Here is a 19,478-nt window from a genome sequence, read left to right as displayed (position 1 = left end):
CGGCACCAAATCGGGACATAGGCACCAGGAGGTAACCAGTGCAGCCGGGCAGCGACGAGAGGGAATGGCGCGAGGATTGCGCCCCGCGCAGGGTGCTGGAGATCTTCTCCGCGAAATGGACCAGCATGATCCTGCACACGCTGCACGCCCGTCACGGCGGCCAGGCGCGCACCGGCGTCCTGCAGCGCAGCCTGCCGGGGATCTCGAAGAAGATGATGGTGCAGACCCTGCGCGAGATGGAGCGCAGCGGCCTGATCGACCGCCATGTGGAAAGCGCGGTGCCCCCGGCGGTGCGCTACAGCCTCACCCCGCTCGGGCGCAGGTTCGTGGATCTGGTCGACCTGGTCTATGACTGGGGACGGCAGAACGCGGATGCGCTCGACGAGATGCAGGCCCGCGCGACATCCCGCCGGGCCTCCGGGAACGGGTCCGGACTTTAGCAGGCTGCTGAAGCGATCTTCAGGGCGCCGTCATGGAGGAAATTCTTCCGGATTTGGCCAAGGCTTCTCCCTGAATCCGGAAATCCCAGCCGCCGTCAGGACCATCTTCCAGGCTTTGCGCCCAGGCTCCGTGGCCAAGCGGACTTTTCCAGCACCCTGTCGGGGAGGCGGGATCTGCCCCCGGGCAAGCGGCCGCTTCCGGCGCGCGCCCTTTTGCGGCAGGCGCGGGGCAGGCCTGCTTCGGCCCGTGGAAGCTGCCTCGGGCGATGCGCACCGGATGCTCTGCCGCGGTCCATTTTCCCGGCGACTGCCCGTGCGGCCGAACCGGGCGGCCATGCCCCCGGCGATCTTCATGGCGGCAGTGCCGGGGCGCATCGCCTTCGCGAACTCGATCAGAGCCATCGTCATGGCCTGCCTGAACCGGCGATGGCAGGTCGCGCGGCGAGCCATCGCGCTGACCGAGACCGCCGGACAGATGCGGCGGCAGGGGGATGACGGCCCGCGCAACGGCAGCCCCCGCACCGGACGCCCGGCGGGCGACGGGCCCGGCCCCGCCCTTCAGGATCGCGTCGCACGTCCCATGCCCGGTCGGCACGGCCCGGCCATCGTCGTCAGGGTTGGCGGGCGCCGGGACGTCGGTCTTGCGCAGGTCGTCGGTGCAACCCGCTTCGAAAAGCTCGCGGCCCGACGCGCATTCGGCCAGAATGCCGCCCTGCATGCCCCGCATCCGCCGCCGCGCCGTCGCCGCCGAAGAAGGGGATCGCGAGGCTGCGCCAGGCGGCCCGCCGGATGCCGTCGAAGACCGCCGCCGTCAGGCCATTCGCCGCTCGAGACCATGACCGGCGGCGCCTGCGGCGGCGGGAACCGCCTTCGCCACGCGGGCAGTTCCATGGCGGCCGGCAGAGCGGGCCACGTCGCCGCCGCCGGTCGAGCGCCCGGCCAGGACGTCGGTCCGGACGTCCAGCGCGTCCATGGGGACGGCCAGATCGTCGGCCCGGGTCGTCATGCCGCCGCCGGAGGCGGACCGGCCGCGGCCCCGCCGGTCATCGGCGATCGCAGGAGCGCGCGCTGCCCGCCCCGGGCCCCGGCACTGAGCGGCCGACCATGCAGGAAGGCGAGCAGCCGGGCCGCCTTGTCGCCCCGCTCCCAGCAGATGATGCGGGAGGCGTCCCGAGCATCGGCGAAGATGGTCCTGTCCCCGGCGATGCCGCCGCGCCCTGTCAGCCGGTCGCCGAGGCCGGCCGGGCATGGAACAGGAGGTGGTCTCCGGCCTCCCTTCCCTGCCGCTCGAGCTGCTTGCCATAGGCGACCTGGGGGATCTCCCAGCGGGCCAGCGCCCCGGCGATGTCGCCGGGCGCGGCCGCCAGCTGGTCGGCAAGGTCCAGGGCATTCGCCGCGGCCTTCGACGTGCTGGCGGCGGTGTGCGGGCGGGGAATCGCGGCGGCGTCGCCCAGCAGAAGGACGCGCCCCTTGACCATCTGGCTGGCTGCCAGATCGCGGATCGCCTGGGCGAAGGGCCTCTGCGTCGCCGCGACGATCTGGCGGAATGGCAGCGGCAGGAGCCGGGCGGCATCCCCGTGCAGATGCCCGGCCCAGCGATCCGCAAGCTTGCCCTCGGGCACCGAGTAGCCGCGCGCCACGCCGTCCCGGTCCGTCATGATGTCCTGCAGCTGCCGCGCATCGGCCACGCGGTACCAGACCCAGTTGTAGAGCCTGTGCCCGGGGCGGATGTCGTTGCCGTCCCCGGGCACGAGATACCCCAGGATATGCGAGCCCGTGTTGCTGGCGAACCCGAAATCGCCATGCAGGGCGGCGCGCGCGGCGGGGGGCATGGCATTTTCCGGGACCAGCCCGCGCCAGGCGAGATAGCCCGCGTAGCCTGGCTGCAGATCCGGCCAGAGCAGCGAGCGGACGGTCGAATTCCCGCCATCGGCCCCGATCAGGAGGTCGCCGGTTTCCCGGCTGCCATCCTCGAAGAAGGCGGTGACGCCGGCGGCGTCCTGCGCGACCCGGACCAGGCGCTTGCCGCGGTGGTACTGCGCATCGCCGAAGCTCGCCTTCAGCGTCGAGTAGATCAGCGGCCACGACGTCTGGATCTGCGGCGCGCGCTGCCGCGACCGGATGCTGCCATCGGGGCGGAACACGGTCCGGGCTTCGGACCGCACCCCCATGTGGCCGGGGGTCGAGCGGGGCGCCGATGCGGCGGAAGACCTCGACGACGTCCGGCTGCAGCACGATGCCGCCGCCGCGACTGTCGAGATCATGCTGCGAGCGTTCGAAGATGCCGGCCTGCCAGCCGATGCTGCGCAACATGACGCCGGCGAAAAGGCCGCCGAGCGAGCCGCCGATGACAAGGGCCTTGCCGCGACTGGCCGGGGCGGGCGAGGTGTTGGTCTGCATGCGAACCTCCTTGGGTGCCGAGGCCAGAATGCTCCAATGCACGGATGGCGATAATCACCTCATGTCCGAGATGTACTTTGCGCTGCGCGCAATGATCGCCCCGCCGCTCAGGGCGCCGGCCTGTCCCAATAGGGCGGCGCGCCGAAATGGCCGGCGAGGAAATCGAGGAAGCAGGCGACTTTGCGCGATCCGCGGCGGTTCGTCAGGTAGACGGCCCAGACGGCCCCTTCTTCGTCACCGGCCGACACGGTCCAGTCCGCCAGGACCGGCACCAGCCTGCCAGCCGCGATGTCTCCCCCGACAAGCCAGGTCGGCATCATCAGAAGCCCGGCGCCGCCGAGGGCTGCCTCGCGCAGCAACTCGGAATTGTCGGCCCGCAGGCTGCCCGTCACCCTCACCTTTTCCCGCCTGCCCGCACAGGCCAGCGTCCAGGTCGAAACCGCGCTCTGGTCGTCGAAGAGCAGGCAGTCATGGCCGGCCAGGGCCCCGGGCGCATCGGGGATGCCATGTTCGCCCAGATAGTCCGGACTGGCGCAGATCACGCGGCGATGGGGCGCCAGCTTGCGCGCGATCAGCGCCGACGGAGCCAGGGCGCCCAGGCGGATCGCCGCGTCCGGCCGGTCCTCGGCCAGATTGGCCGGGGCGTCGCTCAGGTGCAGATCAAGCCGTATCTCCGGATGCCGACGCATGAACCCGGGAAGCGCCGGGCCCACATGCAGGCGACCGAAGGCGACCGGCATGGTCACCCTCAGCAGCCCGCTCGGCGGGCCGGACAGCTCGCTGGCCGCGCGATCGGCATTGACGAGATCCTCGAGGATGCGGCGGGCGTCCTCGTAGTACTGCGCGCCCGCCTCGGTCAGCGTCACGCTGCGGGTCGAGCGGTTCATCAGCAGCGTGCCGAGACTGCCCTCCAGCGCATTCAGCTGCCGCGTCAGCGAGGATGGCGCAAGGCCCAGCCGCCTGGCCGCCGGCGCGAAGCCGCCATGCTCGACAACCGCGACAAATGCCTTGAGGGCGGAAAACTGGTCCATGTCTCGCCTTTGCGCATGACGCAATGAACATCTCTGCAATGCCCTGATTGCCATATCCGGTGCAAAGCGCGGGATTGCTCTTCGAACGGTGACCGGCAAGGACCGTCTCCGTTGCCCTCGCCTCCGGCTTCACCGGCCCCTGGTGCCGGATCGCCGAACGCTATCCTGCCGCGGCATTGGAAATGCCTGCCCCGGGACGTCACCGCCACGTTGGCGCGCTCGCCCCGGCGATGCCGGCCGAGGGCGTCGACAGGAAGCCCTGCCGGACGGCGAAATTCGGCAGCTGGAGCCGCATGCTCGATGCCCAGACCCCCGCGGGACATCGGCATCACCTTCGGCTAAGACCGGATCGAGAGGACGCCGAGCACGTTCCAGGCCCCGCGCCCGATGCCGCTGGCCAAGCTCTGCGGGGCCTATGTCGAACATGGACGCGACATCGGCGACCAGGCCAGGCCGACCGGCATCGCGGCGCCGTCGCGGCCTTCCCTGCAGGCGATGCCCAAAGCGGCACGCAGGCCGCAGGCATTCGCGGCGTGCCGGGCATCGAGATTGACGGCGAGATCATCTCGGGCGCCCAGCCCCTCGCTGTGACCGGGAGGCCCGATGCGCGCCGCAAAGCGCGCCCGCCTGTCCGGCGGGACCGCCAATGGCAGCTGCGTCGGCCGGCTGATCTCCCGCCGGAAACGAACAGGGCCAGGTCCCAGGCTGCACCCGGCCATCCTTCCGGCTTCGGCCGCATGTTCCGGCAGGGCCGCCTGACGCCCGGCGGGATGCCTCCGATGGCGCCCCTGACCTGCCGGGCCGCCCGGACTGGCCGAGCCGCCTCCAGCCACTTCGCGAAGCTGCCGGCCGTTGCGGTCAGCGCCGTCGACCGCTCCCCCGGAGCGGCGCGGCCGCGCACGGGCTCACCGGCCCGCAGACACCGCATTCGCCGAGACCGCGCCGAGGCCGCGCGGCTGCCGCGGCCGGTGCGGAACGCGCCGCCAGCGGCCGGGACCGCGAACCGGGATCCGGCCGGGCGCTGGAGAACGGCGCCAGGCACGCCCCCGAAGGCGGACGCGGAGGCCGGGACAGCGGGCGCCGTCCCGGCCAGGTCGCTCAGGCCGCCAGGCTGCCATGCGGGTCGAGCACGAACTTGCGCGCCACGCCGCTGTCGAAGCTCTTGTAGCCGCTCACGGCCTCTTCCAGCGGCATGATCGTCGCGTTGACGATGTCGCCGATCGGCAGCCGGTCATGCAGGATCGCCTGCATCAGCTGGCGGTTGTACTGCAGAACCGGCGTCTGCCCGGTGTGGAAGGACTGCGCCTTCGACCAGCCGAGGCCGAAGCGCATCGACAGGTTGCCGTGCCTGGCCGCATCGTCCGCCGCCCCGGGATCCTCGGTCACGTAGAGCCCCGGAATGCCGACCGAACCGGCCACGCGGGTGACCTCCATCATCTGGTTCAGCACGGTGGCCGGCTGCTCGCCGCCGGAATGGCCGCGCGCCTCGAAGCCCACCGCGTCGATCGCCGCGTCCACCTCGGGCGTGCCGGTGATCTGGGCAACCATGTCCCCCAGCCGGTCGCTGGCGGAGAGGTCCACCGGCTCGAACCCAACCCTGGCGACATGCGCCAGGCGCTCCTTGTTGAAGTCGCCGACCATCACGACGGCCGCGCCGAGGATGCGCGCCGAGGCGGCGGCGGCAAGCCCCACCGGGCCCGCGCCCGCCACGTAGACGACCGACCCGACGCCGACCTTGGCCTGCACCGCGCCATGGAACCCCGTCGGCAGGATGTCCGACAGCATCGTCAGGTCGCGGATCTTCGCCATCGCGCGGTCGCGGTCGGGGAATTTCAGCAGGTTGAAATCCGCGTAGGGCACGGTGACATAGCGGGCCTGCCCGCCGATCCAGCCGCCCATGTCGACATAGCCGTAGGCGCCGCCCGCGCGCGACGGGTTCACCGTCAGGCAGACCCCGGTATCGCCCTCGCGGCAGCAGCGGCAGCGGCCGCAGGCGACGTTGAACGGGACCGAGACGAGGTCGCCGATCTCCAGCATCTCGACATCGCAGCCCTTCTCGATCACCTCGCCGGTGATTTCATGGCCAAGCACGAGCCCCGGCTCGGCCGTGGTGCGGCCGCGCACCATGTGCTGGTCCGATCCGCAGATATTGGTCGAGATGACCTTGAGGATGACGCCGTGCTCGATCCGGCGGCCATCCGGCGCCTCGAGCTTGGGATCGGGGATCTTCTGGACCTCGACGGTTCCCGGACCGGTATAGACGACGCCGATATTGCTGCTCATGATGGTTCCTCCCTCGAGCTCCGCCCAGCCACGGCCGGGCGCATGCCAGAGTGGCAACCCGCGGCCGCTCCGGCCTGCAGGAATGCGACACTGGCCAAAACTGCTGCGACAGCGGAGCCCCGCGGGCGGAGACCCGCCCATGCCCCGGGCCCCGCCCCTGCCCTGCCCCGCCCGGTTCCGCAGCATGCCGGGGCGGAGGCCGTCGATCGGCGCTCCGGCCTCCGGCGCGGCGCTGGCCCCGATCCGCCGGCGCGTGCACCGCCGCCGGGACATGCCCGTCCCTGCCGCCGGACGCCTCCGGCGCGCCGAAACGGCCGGGCCCGGGGCGTTGGCGCCGAGAAGCGCCCGGGCCCGGCGGCCGCGGGCGCGCGTGCCGCACAGGAGGCGCCCGGCGCGCGCCTGCCGCGGCAGGCGCCGGGGCGATGCCCCTGCCCGGCGCCTGCCAGCGGCGATTGCCGTCCCGGCAGCGCTCCGGGATCCGCGGCACCGCCCCCGGACGCCGACGGGCAGCTTTCCCGGACCGCCCGCTGCGCGGCATGGCCGCAGCCTTCGAGGATGCCCGCCCTCGCAGACCCGTCCCGGATCACGCGCTCCCGCTGCCCGGGCAGTGCCATCGTCCATGCCGCCCGGCCGTGTCGCCGCGCCGCGCTGATCTTGCGCGCCGTGGCGGGCCGCCTGGCCGCGCGCGGCGTCACGGTCTGCCGCCAAGCGGTCCGCGACCCGGCTGGCCATCCGCATGCCGCCCGCCCCGGTGCCCCCGCAGCAGAGCACGGCCTGCGGCCGGACAAGATCAGGCGGCGGGTCCGGCCAGGGCGCGGGCGGGACGGCCACCGGACCGGGCGGGCCCGGGATGCCCCGGAGCCACCTGCAGGCCCCGATGACGCGGGAAAGGCCGGCGGCGACCTCCCCGCAGGGGCCATCCTCCGTCACCTGCGCATCCTCGGCCTTCGGCGACTTCACGAAGCTCTTGGCCGTTGCGGTCGGCGCCGTCGACAGCTCCCCCGGATCGGCTCGGCCTCGTACGGGCTGCCGCAGCTCACCGGCCCGCAGACGCCAAGTTCGCCGAGACCGCCGCGGCGCGCGTGTTGCGCAAGCATGCCGCACGTCCCGCTGCCCCGCCAACCCGGCCCCCGCGCCACAGCGCAGCCCGGAATTGCGCCGGACACCGCCCGCCCGAGGATCGGAGCCCGCCACCGCCACCCCCGCGAGCAGCTACCGGGCGGGGTCAAGCCTCCCGGTCCCGCGCAGCGGTTCCTGCCGGTCCATGGCCAAGCAGCCGCCTTGTGTCGGCCAAACCGCCAAGTCCCGCTGCCAGCCAAGGTCAGATGCCTTCGATCTGCCGCGCAGATCACCGCCAGACTCACCCCCCGAGAGCGGATCCCGGACGGGGTCAAGCCGCCCGGTCCCGCGCAGCGGCTCCTGCCGGTCCATGGCCAAGCAACCGCATTGCTCCGGCCAAAGCACCAAGTCCCGCTGCCCGCCAAAGTCAGATGCCTTCAATCTGCCGCGCAGATCACCGACAGACTCATCCGTCGCAAAGTGGCCCGGGTCACCCTCGCCGGGAAACGGATAGCGACCCGTAAAGGCGACCAGAAGGGAACCCCGGCACGGCACAGCGCCCCTCTGGTTCAGCCGGATCGCGGGTTCCGCCGCCAATGACTACGGCGCTTTTATATCACATGAACCTAAGTATCCGCCGCCACATGCCAGTCTCCGTTATGTCCGCTAATCTACGCATGGACGACGCCGCGCGCAGCATCGGCGCGCTTGGCGTCTGATCGCGCCGATCGATCCCCTATGCGTCTGGAAATGAGGGCACATGCCTGGCGATTGACGCCTCTCAATCGACAGGCGGGAGGGTCCCGTCACGGAGGAGAGGATATCGCCGCCGCGGGCGCGGATGATCGAGCACATGCGCATCCCGGGCATGGGCGAGACGGCGCAGAGAGCCCGCATCCGGGCGGTCGGGGATGTCCCGGCTTTCCCGGGCCGATTGCCGGACAGGGCCACGCCGGACGATCTCCCGGCCTGCCAGCTCCACAGGACCGATAGCGCGGTCGCGCCATCGACCCTCAAGATGCGCATCAAGGCGCTCAGCGGTTGCGGGACTTTCGCGGCGCCAGTGGCGCCACGGTCCCCCAGCTCTTCGGAATGCCCCGCGGGCGCGATGAGAGTGAAGCGGAACGGGAAAGGCGCCAGTGGTGCGTTGCCCGCTGAACGCGGGACATGCAGTTCCGCACGCTGCCGGGGAACCTGCCCCGCATGTTCAGCACGGCGGACATTTCCGATATCCTGATGGCGCCGCCGGGGGGGCGCGCAGCATGTCCTGCGGCGGCGGGCGGCCGAGCTCTGCAGCCTCCAGACCGGCGGCATCGTGCCGAAGGCGCGTCTTCGGCACGACGGCAGCGGCCCGCTGCCGATCCCTGTCGGCCAGGGCAAGGGGCGAAAGGATCGAAAGGGGATGCTGCCGCCGGGATTGCCGGACATGCCGCGCGACGGCCGGCGCGCAGCCCGTCCCGAGGGCGGGCTGTTTCCCGCCGCCCGGCTGGCGATCGAATGCAACCGCCGAGCGGGGGCAAGCCGAAGATCACTCCCCTCTCGCCGCGGCAGCTGAACCGGGCGTTCCTGTCGGCTAGTCCATGGCCGGGATCAGGACAGCCCCCACGCTGCCCGCGTCGCGCTAATAGCGCGCCTCTGGCGCGACGGCCCGGCTTCGCCACGCATCTGCCGCAAGCCAACGCCGATATGCAGGTCATGCAGGGGCTGCCCGGGCACGCGAAGCGCCCCCCACGGCACAGTCCGCGCATGTCTCGCCCAAGACGATCCGCGGCACGGCCAGCCTCTCCGCGACGCTGGCGAAGCTGCGGGATCGGACCGCGAAGGGAGTCCCCGGCCCGGACTGGAGATTGCCGATATCGACCGTGACCATGCAGCCGCGCGGCGGCGAGCCCATGCCGCCATGTCAGCCTGGCCCAGCCGAGGGCCATTCCGGTGCTCGGCGGGCATGCCGCGTAAAATTCCTGCAAGATGCCATCGAGCGGCTGGCGATTTGGCGAAGCCAGATCTGCCGGTCCGTGCCACTGCCCGCATTGCCAGGGGCCAGCGGCGCGCGACTGGGTCGCGGCGCGGGCGGCGGGCCTGCTGCCCATCGAGTACTTCCGTCTCGTCGTCACGCTGCCCGCGGAGGTCGCGCACTGGAGTGAGCCATCGCGTCGCCAAGGGTCCGCGGCCATTGGCGGCCAAGGCGGTCTGCGGCCTGCTGTTCCGGGCCTCGGCAGAGACCGTCGCGGCGATCACGGCCGGTCCCGGGCATCTCGGGGCGCGGATCGCCATGACGTCGGCGCTGCACATCCGGGGATCGGCGTCGTGCCGACGGCACGCCTTCCCCGCATCCGCGTGATCGTTCCCGGCGGCGGCCTCTCGCCGGAGGGCACCGGCCCAGATTGCCTGCCGCCTCGGCCCTGCGGCTTCGCCGACAGCGGTCTCCGCCGGGCCGCCATCGCGAGGCTCGGGGCGCTGACCAGAGTGGTCCCGACAGAACCGGCAGACGATCCCCGCCCCCCGCGCTGCGCGAGCCGTGCCCGTGCTGCGGCCAGCCGATGCGCATCGTCGAGACCTTCCGGCGCGGACAGGTGCCGCGCTCGCGCGCGCCGCCGCGAGGACCGCGAAGAGCGCGCCTTCACCACCGCCGAGGCCAGGCGCATGGACGACATGGCCCGCCAGCCCGGCCAGGTCCTGTCGCGCGACCGGCTGCTCGTCGCCACCTTCCGGGACCGGCCCGGACCGCGGGCCGCGCTCGATCGACGTCCTCGTCAACCGCCTGCGCCGCAAGCGCGACGACCAGGCCCGCGCGGCACCGCGACCCGCCATGGCCGCCCCTGCCCCGCCCGGAAGCCCGCCGGGGACCGCCAGGGCGCCGCGGGCTGGGCGGGTGCCCCGGCGCCCAGACCCGCTTCGCCCCGGGCCAGCAGGGCGCGGTGGCGCGCGACGGCCCCGCCGACGCGCCGGGCCGCAATGCCCGGTCTCCGGCCGCGCAGGCAGCGGCACCGGCGTCTTCCTCGCCCGCTGCATCCCGCTCGATCCCGGCCCCGACGCGCGGGTCCGCGCCGCCCCGTTCCTCGCCCGCGGCTGGCGCAGCGCCATCGAACAGCGGCCCCCCGCGCGCGCCCCCTGCCCCACGCCATGAGTGACGCCAACGGCAGCACGCTCCAGCGCCATACCGGCATGCGCCGCACGGCCCCCGGGCACCCGGCGGACCATCTGCACAGGCTCGACATGGTCGACGGCACCGACGAGGCGCTGGCCCGCCCCGGGCGGCGCCGGGCCGATGCCGCCGAGATCGTGTCGCTGGACCTCGGCCCGCTCTCCTTCGCCAGCCCCCGCTGCGACGGCCGCCAAGCGGCCGCAAGTTGCCGATCCCGGCCATGCCGCGCTGTCGCGGCAGATCGCCGAGGATGCGCAGCGCCGATCCGCCGCGGTGGCGGGCTCGATGGCGGTCCCCGGCCAGCTGCGCACCTATTGCGGCGAGAGGGAGCGGCGGTCCGACGACCTGCGACAGGCACATGCGATGACGCAACGCGGGATCAATTTCGAGTGCCATTCCGTCATCCCGCCCTGCCAGGCGCTGACCGCCGCGCTCGACATCCACCGCCGCCGCGCCTTCGAGTTCCGCAAGCTCCTGGCGCCGCTCTGCGAGCCCGTGGTGACCGATCCGGGCCACCCCCTCGCAGGCGGTCCGCGGCGCTCCCGGCCCTGCCCGGCACAGGCTCAGAGCCTGTCTGTGCCGCATGCACGACTGCGACGCACGGCTCTTCGCCGATCCGCGCCAATGCGATGCGCGCGCTGGTCGCGAAGCGCCCCGAGGCGGGTGTCATCCCCGCCGGGATCCGCAAAGATGTTCCTGACTTGTTCTCCATCGCGCCCCCTGCCCCGCCGAGGCGCACCAGGGCGCTAGCCCTCCGGATCCTGTCGCTCGCGGCCCGGAAACCGCGCCGCTCACAAAATCCTGCAGCAATTGCCCGCGACCCTGCCGAGACGGCCAAGCGGACCGTCCGCGCCCCGGCCGGAACAGCCGCCAGGACCCTACCGGCCCGGCGACCCCTCCGGCAAGAGGAGACGCGCGAGATGGCAGGGTCAGACTGATCCGGCCGCGGGGGTGCCCCTACTGCCCCTCGCCGCTGGCTTCGCCGCATCGCGGCATGGCGCCTTCCGCCCCGCGCCGCCCGGCCGCCATCGGACCACGTCCCCTGCGGCCGGACCTGGATCCGCTGGCATGCCCTCCCCCAGCCCCGGCGCCCGCGCATGACCCGCTCCGGCAGCCAGCTTCCGGGACACCGCCGGCATCGCCGCCGCGCGCGCACCCGGCATGGCGCAGCTTCCGCCCGAGCTGCCAGCCTTCCTGCACCCCGGCCCCGCCAGTCCCGCGTTGCTGGCCTTCCTGCACCTCCGCCCCGCCGGTCCCGTGCTGCTGCTCGCGGCACTTGCCTCGGGATGGCCGCCGGTCTCGGGGCTGCGGGCGCTGCACCTGCCCGGCCTCTTCGGCTTCGCCCGCTAGAGCGCGGTGCTGCAGGTCTGCCTCTTCCTGTCCTCCGACCTGCTCAGCGTTGCCCTGGCGGTCTGCATCGGCTCCTGCCTGCGGCCGGTGATCGCCAGCCTCTGGCGCTGCTTCGTGCGGCGCGAGCGGATCTCGCGCGATACGGTCCCGGCGATGCTTCTGGCGACCCGCGGGCTCGCCAGCTTCAGCGTCGGCGGGATCGGCCCGGCCGGTCGCGAGACCGGCTGGCTGGCCGGGCTGCGCGGCGGCCGCGATCGCCTTCGTCGCCATCGCCTCCTGCAGCCGGACGCTGTCTTGCCACAGCCCCGCATGGCCCCGACCGGCGCGGGCCGCTCGCTGGCGGTGCTGCTGCTCCGGCCGCTGGCCCGGCCCGGCTGCCACCGGAGCTTCTGTCGGTGGCCAGCCGGTCCTCCGCGACATCGCCCATGTCAGCCTTCCGGCGACCGCACCGGCCTATGCACTCTTCGCCCGCGGCATGGCGCGCTGCCCCACCATCCTGGGCGGGGTCACGGCGGCGCTGCGCTCGGCCTTGGTCCTCGGCGCGCGGCTGGCCCCGGTCGGACTGCTCGGCTGCGTGGCGCTGGTGGCGGCGATCCTGTTCCTCGGTGCCGGGCCTGCGCCGGAGACGACCCCGCGGACACGCCGCAGCTGGCCCCTGCAGCGGCGGCTCGGAACCGGCGCACGGCGCGCCGCCAGACGCGGTCCCGATCCTGGCCCCGCGCCACGGTCGCGCGGTCGAGGATCCGCGCCGCGGCGACCCGGCAGATGAAATCCTCATGAAGCGTGCGCCCGCCGATCGACAAGCTCGACCAGAGGTCCTACCCGGGCAGTGCGGCCTCCGGCGCGAGCGTCTCCAGCCGGCCCCGGTTAATCCCGGCAAAGCCCTAGGTGAAGCACATCTCCGCGCCGGATCCCCTGGGCGGCTCCAGCGCCACCGCCCGTTCCGCGCGCCCGGCCAGGCAGCGGTCCCCGGTCACCAGCGCATAGTCGAAGCCGCGGGCATGGCCGTTGGTCTCGAAGCTGCAGCGCTGCGACACGGGCAGGCTGTCCCTGTCCACTGGCTGATCGGTCCGGCGTTCACGGCCCGGCGTCAGCGGAAACGCCCCTTCGGCAGCGAAGGATCCGCACGGGAAGTTCTTGCGCGCGCCGGGACGGGAGGCCCGTGGATTGTCGGTCTCCTAGGCACCGAACGCTACGAGCCCCTTGGCCGCCGAGACCGCGGCCGGTGCAGCAGCCCGAAGGGCACGGGGTCCCAATAGCACACCGAGGCGCGGATCATCCGCAGGTTCCGCGACCACCGACCGGCCCAGGACCTAGCTGCGGACGTCCCGCGCGCCCGCTTCGGCAGAGAGTTTCAGCGGCCCCGTTCCGATCAGCGCAAGCCCCGGCGTCAGCTCGAGGGCGATCGGCAGCCGCGAGCTCCGGGCATCGAGGGCGAGAGCTTCCTTGCCGAAGTCGGCATTCGGGAGGCCGCCGAGCACTGGTCGCCAGAGCCGCAACCGGACGCCGATGCCGCCAGACAGCATCTGCCGCGTGCCGTTCTCTGAGGCGTCGGCAATGGTGGCCGCGAGGTCGAAATGGTCTCCGGGGGGCCAGAAGGCCGGGCAGCGAGAGCCCCTAGCCGAAAACCAAGGGCCCGGACAGCTCGGGGCCGGGGTTCGCGACGGTCCGGATTAGTGTCAGGGACGGGAAGAATGCCTGGGCAGAGGCGCTTCCGGTAAGGGAGATGAACGCAAGGGGGCGGACATGGCGGAATTGCTTCCGGAATGCCCGCGGTTGAGGGCAACATCCGGGGCGTCATTCCATGTTTTGCCTCGGTTCCGGACGGGTTCACAGCTGTGAACCCTGTGACGCAGGCCCGCGACGGGGGGCGGGTTCACAGCTGTGAACCCGCGGAGTCTCCGGGCTGGCACATCGAGGTAACCATTTTCTCAAGGCAGAGTTCGCCGCGCGCGGCACGTTCGCAGAGACGGGCCAGATAGGCGCCATGGCTGCGGATCGAGGCGAAGCGCTTGAGGATCGAGGCCAGGCAGATCGCGGCGCCCTCGGGGCCCATGACGTCTTGCGCCGTGTTCCAGACCGCCTGCGGAATGCCCAGCATCGGACGGATTGCGTCCGCCGCACGGGCCAAGTCCTGCCAGTCGCGGATCGGATCCGGGCTGTAAGTCGCCATGCCCGGCGAGGCCGTCAGGACCTCCTGGAGCGTGATTGCGCGGGGCCGGGGCATGGCTCCAGCCGGGGCGCGGCCTTCGGCATTCCGGGTCCGGACGCATCCCGGCGCAGACGGTTCAGCCCAGCGGGCGGCCTTCGGCGCCTCAGTCGCGTCGCACCCGGAAACAGCTTCCGGGGCAGGCGGCAGAGGCGCCGGATGACCGTCCGGTTGCCGCGATTTCGCGGCAGCTTGTGCCGGGTAGCGAGACCTCGCCACGGGCATCACCGGCGCCGGGGGCGTGGCCTGAAGCATGGGAAGGCGAGACGTGTTTTCGCCAGCCTCACGGGGACGGACAGGCGACGCGAAGGGGGGCAGGCTCTTTGCAGACGCAACGGGCGCCGCGGCGTCGCCGGAGACCGTTCCGGGGTAATGCGGCGAGACGGAAACCGGCGTTCCGGACATGCTCCGGGGGCTGCGTGCGGCGTCGGCGGAAAGGCGTGTTTCCAGCCCGGAGCGGGCGCGTGCCGGGCTGGCCTTGATGCCCGATATACGGCCGGGATCCGTCGCAGGCAGGGCGGTTTGCCTCGCTGCGGCCGTCACCAGACGCGAGGCAGGCGAGATGCCCGGAGCGGTCAGTTCCGCAGGCACAAACGGGGTCGCGACAGCCGAACGGGCCGCCGGTGTTCCGGCTTTGGCGGCGGGCTGAGGATGGCGAAATCCGCGTTGGTTTCTGCCGCTCATCTGGGGTGTCGCATCTGCGGTGAGGAGCGCTGGCGCCTTGTCTGCGGATGGCAGGTCTTCGCTTTGGGCAAAGGGTCGGTACTGGCGATGATGGCCGGAGTCCGAGACGGAATCCAGCGCGGAACGCGGGAGGTCAGCGGATGCCGCCCGGGCCGCGGCTTGGCCGCTGGGCGCCGCGATGTGCAGGGCCGGGAGCCGGGTTTCGCGCGCAGAGGGCGTCAGGTCGTTGCCATTTGAACCGGGTGCGTCAGGCGTCTCTGTGTCGCCGAGAAAATCGGGCGCTAGGGACGGAAGGGACGGATCCTGACCGGCGGCTTGCGTGGACCTGTTGGCAATGGGTGTCCGGCAGGCGAGCGGTTGGGCGGTGCCAGGCAAGTCGCCACCTTCGGAGGGCCGGTGTCGGGTCGCCGGAGCCAGCCTTTGCCGTCCGTCGCCGGATGCGGTGCGGTTTGGAGGCTGGGGGGCAGGCTTGCCGCCGCCACCGCAGGTTTCTCTGCAACCCGGCGCGGCCACGGGCGTGTCCGCATGGCTAGCTTCGAACCGTCCCGCAGGATCTTTCCAAATTAATTTTTGGGAGTCTATGTGCTGCCCGGTTTGGCTGCCGCTGGTGCTCATTTCTTCTGCGGCACGGGCGCCGAGACGGGTGCGGGCCTCTGCCAGGGCGGGGGCGAGACGGGCCTCGATCGCGCGCAGACCGGCCAGGTCGAGCTTGCGGCGCAGCAGCTTGGCGGTGTCTTCGGCAAGGGCGGCGAGAGCGGGCCAGACCGGGGCAGGGCAGGCGTCTGCGCCGTATTGCGCCAGGGCGGCGGCGTCGCGGCGCATCAGGCTGAGCTCCTGCCGGAGGGCGTCGCGGGCCCCGGCCTCTGCGGCGAGCGTGGCGGCGGCGGCGCGGAATTCGCCGAATCGGTCGCAGAGCGGGGAGAGGTCGAAGCCGAAGGCGGCGGGCGTGCCGCCCGTGCGGCGGGCATAGCGCTTGCCGTTCGGGCTGTCGCGGCGCAGAATCGCCCCCGAGGCCACCAGCTTGGCCAGATGGCGGCGCATGGTCGAGCAGGGCATGCCGTTCAGCCGGTCGCAGAGCGTCCGGTTCGAGGGGAAGACGACCGGCGCGGCGCCCGATTCGCCGAGCAGGACCGACGGATGGAAGCTGACAAGCGCCTGAAGCACCGAGAGGTCGCGGTCGCTGAGCCCGTAGAGGCTGCGCGCGGCGGCGAGCGCGCGCAGAGCCTCCCATTTATTCACGGGATCTCCGGCAGGCAGGGCCGCAGCCCTGCGCTGTGTGTCCAATAGGACAGCATCCACCCTTCGCCGGAAGGGCGTTATCGGCATGTACGTCATGATTTCTGTCACGAAGACAAAAAAACCCCGCTCCGCAAATCCGATTGGACTTGCAGCGATGGGCTCCGACCTCTAGCTTGAGAGTGCGAAAAACAAGTGAGGGTCTCGTGGAGCGTTGTCTTTGCGGGACCTTTTCTTTGCCTCTGGCGTGCCTCCTGTTTCCTGCCTGTTATCTTTTTTTCTGCCTCAGTCTTCCGCGCGCGCCTTCCAGCGCGCGTGAAGCTCTCTGACCAGGCCGGGCGCCTCTGCCTCGACCCAATCCGCGAATGCGCCGCCGCCGAGGTCTATGCTGACCCCCTTGGACGTGCGGCGCAGCGATCCGATGCGCTTGCCGTCGACGGCAAGCGCGCGTGTTCCGCCCTTGGCGGCCGGGGCGGCGCGCTTCGGGGCAGGGGGCGTGCCCACCGCCTTCATCACCGCGTCGAAGGCCAGGACCGAGGGGTCCTCGACCTGCGGGGCGGCGGGATCGAAGGGCGCGACGGCGGCGCGGTCATGCACCTCGCCGGCGATCTCGGCGAGATGCTCGCGGTCGATGCCCGAGGCGTCGATCGCCTGGGCCAGCGCCTCCCAGCGGGGGCGGCCGATGCCATGGGCCGCGCCGATGGCGGCCGCGAGCTCGCGCCCCACCGATTCGGCGACGGCGATGCCCATCGAGATGGCGGATTTGGTGACGGTCAGCACCTCGGCCACCTTGGCCTGCGTGCCGAAGCCCGACTCGACGAGGGATTGCGCGAACAGCGCCTTCTCGATGAAGGAGAGGTCGCGGCGCGCCATGTTCTCGGAGATCTGCGAGCGCAGCGCGGCGGTCTCGTCGAGGCTGGCGACCAGCGCGCGGACCTTCTGGACCTTGTCGGAAGAGCGGATCGCCTCCAGCCGGCGGCGGCCGTAGACGAGGAGGTAGCGCTCGGGCTCGCTCGGGTGGCGGCGCACGAGGATGGGGACGGCCTGGCCGTTCTCCTCGATGGCATCGCGCAGGTCGGCCACGTCCTCGGGATCGAGCCGGTCGGCGATGCGCGCATCCTCGATCGCGGAGGGATCGAGTTCCCAGACATGGTGGCTGTCGACCGCGTCGCGGGCCGAGCGCAGCGCCCGGTTGGCGCCCATCATCGAGGGCGGCGGCGCGGCGGATCCGGTCGAGGTCAGGCCGTCGAGCATCGACATGCGGCGTTTCTTCTGATCGGTCATGTCCGTCCCCAGGTTTTCTGGATGAGATCGGCGATCTCGCCATTGACCGCGTTCAGGCTTTCGATCGCGCGGTCGTAGGTGGCGCGGGTGAAGGCCGAGCGGGAGACCTCGTAGAGGGTCTGCTTGGTGAGCCCCGCGTCGGAAATCGCGGTGGATTTCAGCATCGGCGAGTTCAGCACGTTGTCGCCGTACATGGTGCGCAGGAAGGCGACGATGCGGTTCTGCGGCGCGTCGGTCGGCTCGTAGCGGGTGAGCAGGTAGCGCATCCAGTCATGGCTCATGTCGGCGCCGGATTCGGCGATCACGTCCATCAGGTCGGCGGTCATGCGCAGGAACTGCGACATCGACATGACGTCGAGCATCTCGGGATGGATGGTGACGAGGACGCCGGTCGCGGCCGAGAGCGCGGACATGGTCAGGAAGCCGAGCTGCGGCGGGCAGTCGATCACGACGATGTCGTAATCGGCATCGACCTGGGCCAGCGCCTCCTTGACGCGGAAGAAAAAGAGGCCTGCGGCGCCCTGGGCGAGGGCGCGCGGGGTCTCGTGCTCGAATTCCATAAGCTCGAGATTGCCGGGGATCAGGTCGAGCCCGGGGATGTAGGTGGGGCGGATCACGTCGCGGATCGGCGCGGGGTCGACATAGCGGATCGCGTCGTAGAGCGTGCCGCCATCGGGCAGGTCGTATTCCGGCTGCACGCCGTGGAGCGCGGTCATCGAGGCCTGCGGGTCGAGGTCGATCGCCAGCACCCGGTAGCCGTTGAGCGCCAGGAACTGCGCCAGATGCGCCGAGGTGGTGGTCTTGCCCGAGCCGCCCTTGAAGTTCATCACGCCGATCACCTGCAGGTGGTCGCCCTCGCGGCGGCCGGGCAGGTAGTCGCCGGGCTTGCGCGCGGTCTTCTCGAGGAGCTCGCGCAGGTCGCGCAGATCCTGGACGGAATAGAGGCGGCGGTTGCCGCCGGTCACTTCGGGCGTCGGCCCCTTGCCGTCGAGATGCAGCTTGCGCAGGTACGAATCATTGATGCCGAGGAGCTGGGCTGCCTCCCCGGAGGTGAATTTCCGCATCTGCTTGGCCGCGTCGGGAGGGAAGAGTCCCTCGCGCAGCGCATGGAGCTGCACGGCCAGCGTCTCGGAATGCCCTCGGATGACGGCATTCAGATGCGCCCGAGCTTCAATAGTGTTCATCTGCTTCCTGCCCGAATCCGTGTTCACGGAATTTGACGTTCTTGGACCCTTTTCCGTGACTATTGGGCAAGGAGTCGGATTCGTGCAAGAGTTTTCGTGGGATGGCCCAAGCGGCGGGGCAGGGGGATGCCCTGATGTCACGGCCGGCGGGGCGAGTCGGGCGCTGTCCAGAGCCTAGCAGCGGCGCTGCCGCGAGGGAAGCACGGGCTCAGCGCGGCTGCCAGGCGGCGGGATCGGCGCAGCTCTCGCGGAAGGCGGCGAGCTCTTCGGCGAATGTATCAAGGAAGATCCGCGCGAGTCCGCCGCCCGTGCCCTGGCGCGGCTGGACGCAGACGAAGGTGAAATCCAGCCGCTCCTCCAGCGGCCGGACGGTGCCGCCGCGCCCGGCGAACTGCCAGGCGGCGAAGGCGTCGACGATCGAGGCGCCGAGCCCGGCCTCGACCAGTTCGGCGATGGTCGCCGACCAGCGGGCATCGACATTGACCCGCCGCGCCACATTCAGCGAATCGAAAAGCGCGTCGGTGCGCAGCCGGCTGGAGGTGCCCTCGGAGGTGGCGATGAACTCCTCGCCTTCGAGATCGCGCACCGAGATCCGGGGCAGGGCGGCCAGCCGGTGGCCCGGCGGCAGGATGCAGAAGGCCGGGACCGACATCAGCGGGCCGACATCGACCCGGTTGCGGTCGACCGGCGTCATCGCGAAGCCCAGGTCGCAGAGTCCGGCGGCGACGAAATCGACCACTTCCTCGGAATTGTAGTTCTGCAGCGAGAGCTGGATCGCGGGATGCTCGGCCCGCATCCGGATCACCACACGGCCGAGAAAGGCCAGCGAGAAGGTCGGCAGCGCCGCGATCCGCAGCCGCCCGGCCGAGCGGTTGCGGATGCGGTGCGCCGCGCGGGAGACCCGCTCCAGCCCGCTATAGGAGCGCTCCACCTCTGTATATAGAGAGAAGGCGGCGTCGGTCGGCTTCAGCCCGCCCTGGCGGCGCTCGAAGAGCGCGAAGCCCAGCGTCGCCTCGAGCTGGGTGAGGATCTTCGACACTGCGGGCTGGGTGACGGACAGCATCCGCGCCGCCTCTGTCACCGAGGCCGCGACCATCACCGCGCGGAAGGCCTCGATCTGGCGATGGGTCAGGCGCTGCTCGGACATGCCGGGGCTCCATAAGGTTGGGTTAT

14 protein-coding genes are annotated in these 19,478 nt (G+C 71.6%); 3 read left to right on the top strand and 11 right to left on the bottom strand.

All coding sequences use genetic code 11. The features are described 5' to 3' along the window. Positions 1 to 38 precede the first annotated feature (38 nt). On the top strand, positions 39 to 440 hold the full coding sequence (locus FGX59_RS00780; protein ID WP_138464387.1) for a helix-turn-helix domain-containing protein: 402 nt from the start codon (positions 39 to 41) through the stop codon (positions 438 to 440). Between the two features lie 19 nt (positions 441 to 459). Here the strand turns inward: FGX59_RS00780 and FGX59_RS00775 are convergent, their stop codons facing one another. From FGX59_RS00775 to fdhA, 5 genes are all read right to left on the bottom strand, one after another. Continuing rightward, complete coding sequence (locus FGX59_RS00775) at positions 460 to 1,158, bottom strand: hypothetical protein (protein WP_138464385.1); 699 nt, start codon at positions 1,156 to 1,158, stop codon at positions 460 to 462. Between the two features lie 93 nt (positions 1,159 to 1,251). Further along, the gene (locus FGX59_RS00770; protein WP_138464383.1) at positions 1,252 to 1,446 is read right to left on the bottom strand and encodes a hypothetical protein; all 195 of its coding nucleotides are present in this window, start codon (positions 1,444 to 1,446) and stop codon (positions 1,252 to 1,254) included. A 214-nt stretch (positions 1,447 to 1,660) separates the two neighbouring features. Then, on the bottom strand, positions 1,661 to 2,704 hold the full coding sequence (locus FGX59_RS00765; RefSeq protein WP_255471523.1) for an FAD-dependent monooxygenase: 1,044 nt from the start codon (positions 2,702 to 2,704) through the stop codon (positions 1,661 to 1,663). A 243-nt stretch (positions 2,705 to 2,947) separates the two neighbouring features. Beyond that, complete coding sequence (locus FGX59_RS00760; RefSeq protein ID WP_206078260.1) at positions 2,948 to 3,970, bottom strand: LysR family transcriptional regulator; 1,023 nt, start codon at positions 3,968 to 3,970, stop codon at positions 2,948 to 2,950. Between the two features lie 999 nt (positions 3,971 to 4,969). Further along, positions 4,970 to 6,154: a formaldehyde dehydrogenase, glutathione-independent gene (gene fdhA / locus FGX59_RS00750; RefSeq protein WP_138464381.1), complete on the bottom strand. Its 1,185-nt coding sequence runs from the start codon at positions 6,152 to 6,154 to the stop codon at positions 4,970 to 4,972. 3,027 nt (positions 6,155 to 9,181) lie between these two features. Between fdhA and FGX59_RS39530 the strand changes: the two genes are divergently transcribed. Both FGX59_RS39530 and FGX59_RS00735 read left to right on the top strand, forming a co-directional pair. Next, positions 9,182 to 11,296, top strand: a complete 2,115-nt coding sequence (locus tag FGX59_RS39530; RefSeq protein ID WP_370295653.1) for a transposase zinc-binding domain-containing protein — start codon at positions 9,182 to 9,184, stop codon at positions 11,294 to 11,296. A 223-nt stretch (positions 11,297 to 11,519) separates the two neighbouring features. Beyond that, complete coding sequence (locus tag FGX59_RS00735; protein WP_138464380.1) at positions 11,520 to 11,708, top strand: hypothetical protein; 189 nt, start codon at positions 11,520 to 11,522, stop codon at positions 11,706 to 11,708. 884 nt (positions 11,709 to 12,592) lie between these two features. Here FGX59_RS00735 and FGX59_RS37390 read toward each other — a convergent pair. The 6 genes from FGX59_RS37390 to FGX59_RS00710 all read right to left on the bottom strand — a co-directional run bounded on the left by FGX59_RS37390 (position 12,593) and on the right by FGX59_RS00710 (position 19,452). Further along, positions 12,593 to 12,766 carry a hypothetical protein gene (locus FGX59_RS37390; protein ID WP_171060448.1) on the bottom strand — a complete coding sequence of 58 codons (174 nt, stop codon included), beginning with the start codon at positions 12,764 to 12,766 and terminating at the stop codon, positions 12,593 to 12,595. Positions 12,767 to 13,021: 255 nt separating this feature from the next. Continuing rightward, complete coding sequence (locus FGX59_RS00730; RefSeq protein ID WP_138464378.1) at positions 13,022 to 13,234, bottom strand: hypothetical protein; 213 nt, start codon at positions 13,232 to 13,234, stop codon at positions 13,022 to 13,024. Between the two features lie 350 nt (positions 13,235 to 13,584). Next, positions 13,585 to 15,927 carry a plasmid replication protein RepC gene (gene repC / locus FGX59_RS00725; RefSeq protein ID WP_240722203.1) on the bottom strand — a complete coding sequence of 781 codons (2,343 nt, stop codon included), beginning with the start codon at positions 15,925 to 15,927 and terminating at the stop codon, positions 13,585 to 13,587. Positions 15,928 to 16,122: 195 nt separating this feature from the next. Continuing rightward, entirely contained in the window at positions 16,123 to 17,121 is a 999-nt protein-coding gene (gene repB, locus FGX59_RS00720; RefSeq protein ID WP_138464374.1) for a plasmid partitioning protein RepB, read from the bottom strand. After that, positions 17,118 to 18,305 (bottom strand): plasmid partitioning protein RepA, encoded by a 1,188-nt coding sequence (repA, locus tag FGX59_RS00715; protein ID WP_138464372.1) that lies wholly within the window; start codon positions 18,303 to 18,305, stop codon positions 17,118 to 17,120. Before repA ends, repB begins: the two co-directional genes overlap by 4 nt. 208 nt (positions 18,306 to 18,513) lie before the next feature. Next, a complete protein-coding gene (locus FGX59_RS00710) occupies positions 18,514 to 19,452 on the bottom strand; it encodes a LysR substrate-binding domain-containing protein (protein WP_138464370.1) in 939 nt (312 codons plus the stop codon). Positions 19,453 to 19,478: the final 26 nt, after the last annotated feature.

This window comes from Poseidonocella sp. HB161398, from assembly GCF_005870025.1.
Classification (GTDB): Bacteria; Pseudomonadota; Alphaproteobacteria; order Rhodobacterales; family Rhodobacteraceae; genus Mangrovicoccus.
The sequence above is the reverse complement of the archived record's forward strand: the minus strand, read 5'-3'. Positions and strand labels throughout refer to the sequence as shown.

What these genes read in the sequence shown, in the direction of transcription:
- FGX59_RS00765 (WP_255471523.1), bottom strand. Translation starts at nt 2,704, where the DNA reads ATGATCTCGACAGTCGCGGCGGCGGCATCGTGCTGCAGCCGGACGTCG.
- FGX59_RS00710 (WP_138464370.1), bottom strand. Translation starts at nt 19,452, where the DNA reads ATGTCCGAGCAGCGCCTGACCCATCGCCAGATCGAGGCCTTCCGCGCG.
- repA (WP_138464372.1), bottom strand. Translation starts at nt 18,305, where the DNA reads ATGAACACTATTGAAGCTCGGGCGCATCTGAATGCCGTCATCCGAGGG.
- FGX59_RS39530 (WP_370295653.1), top strand. Translation starts at nt 9,182, where the DNA reads ATGCCATCGAGCGGCTGGCGATTTGGCGAAGCCAGATCTGCCGGTCCG.
- FGX59_RS00730 (WP_138464378.1), bottom strand. Translation starts at nt 13,234, where the DNA reads ATGCTGTCTGGCGGCATCGGCGTCCGGTTGCGGCTCTGGCGACCAGTG.
- FGX59_RS00735 (WP_138464380.1), top strand. Translation starts at nt 11,520, where the DNA reads ATGGCGCAGCTTCCGCCCGAGCTGCCAGCCTTCCTGCACCCCGGCCCC.
- repC (WP_240722203.1), bottom strand. Translation starts at nt 15,927, where the DNA reads ATGCCGATAACGCCCTTCCGGCGAAGGGTGGATGCTGTCCTATTGGAC.
- repB (WP_138464374.1), bottom strand. Translation starts at nt 17,121, where the DNA reads ATGACCGATCAGAAGAAACGCCGCATGTCGATGCTCGACGGCCTGACC.
- FGX59_RS00775 (WP_138464385.1), bottom strand. Translation starts at nt 1,158, where the DNA reads ATGCAGGGCGGCATTCTGGCCGAATGCGCGTCGGGCCGCGAGCTTTTC.
- FGX59_RS00770 (WP_138464383.1), bottom strand. Translation starts at nt 1,446, where the DNA reads ATGACGACCCGGGCCGACGATCTGGCCGTCCCCATGGACGCGCTGGAC.
- fdhA (WP_138464381.1), bottom strand. Translation starts at nt 6,154, where the DNA reads ATGAGCAGCAATATCGGCGTCGTCTATACCGGTCCGGGAACCGTCGAG.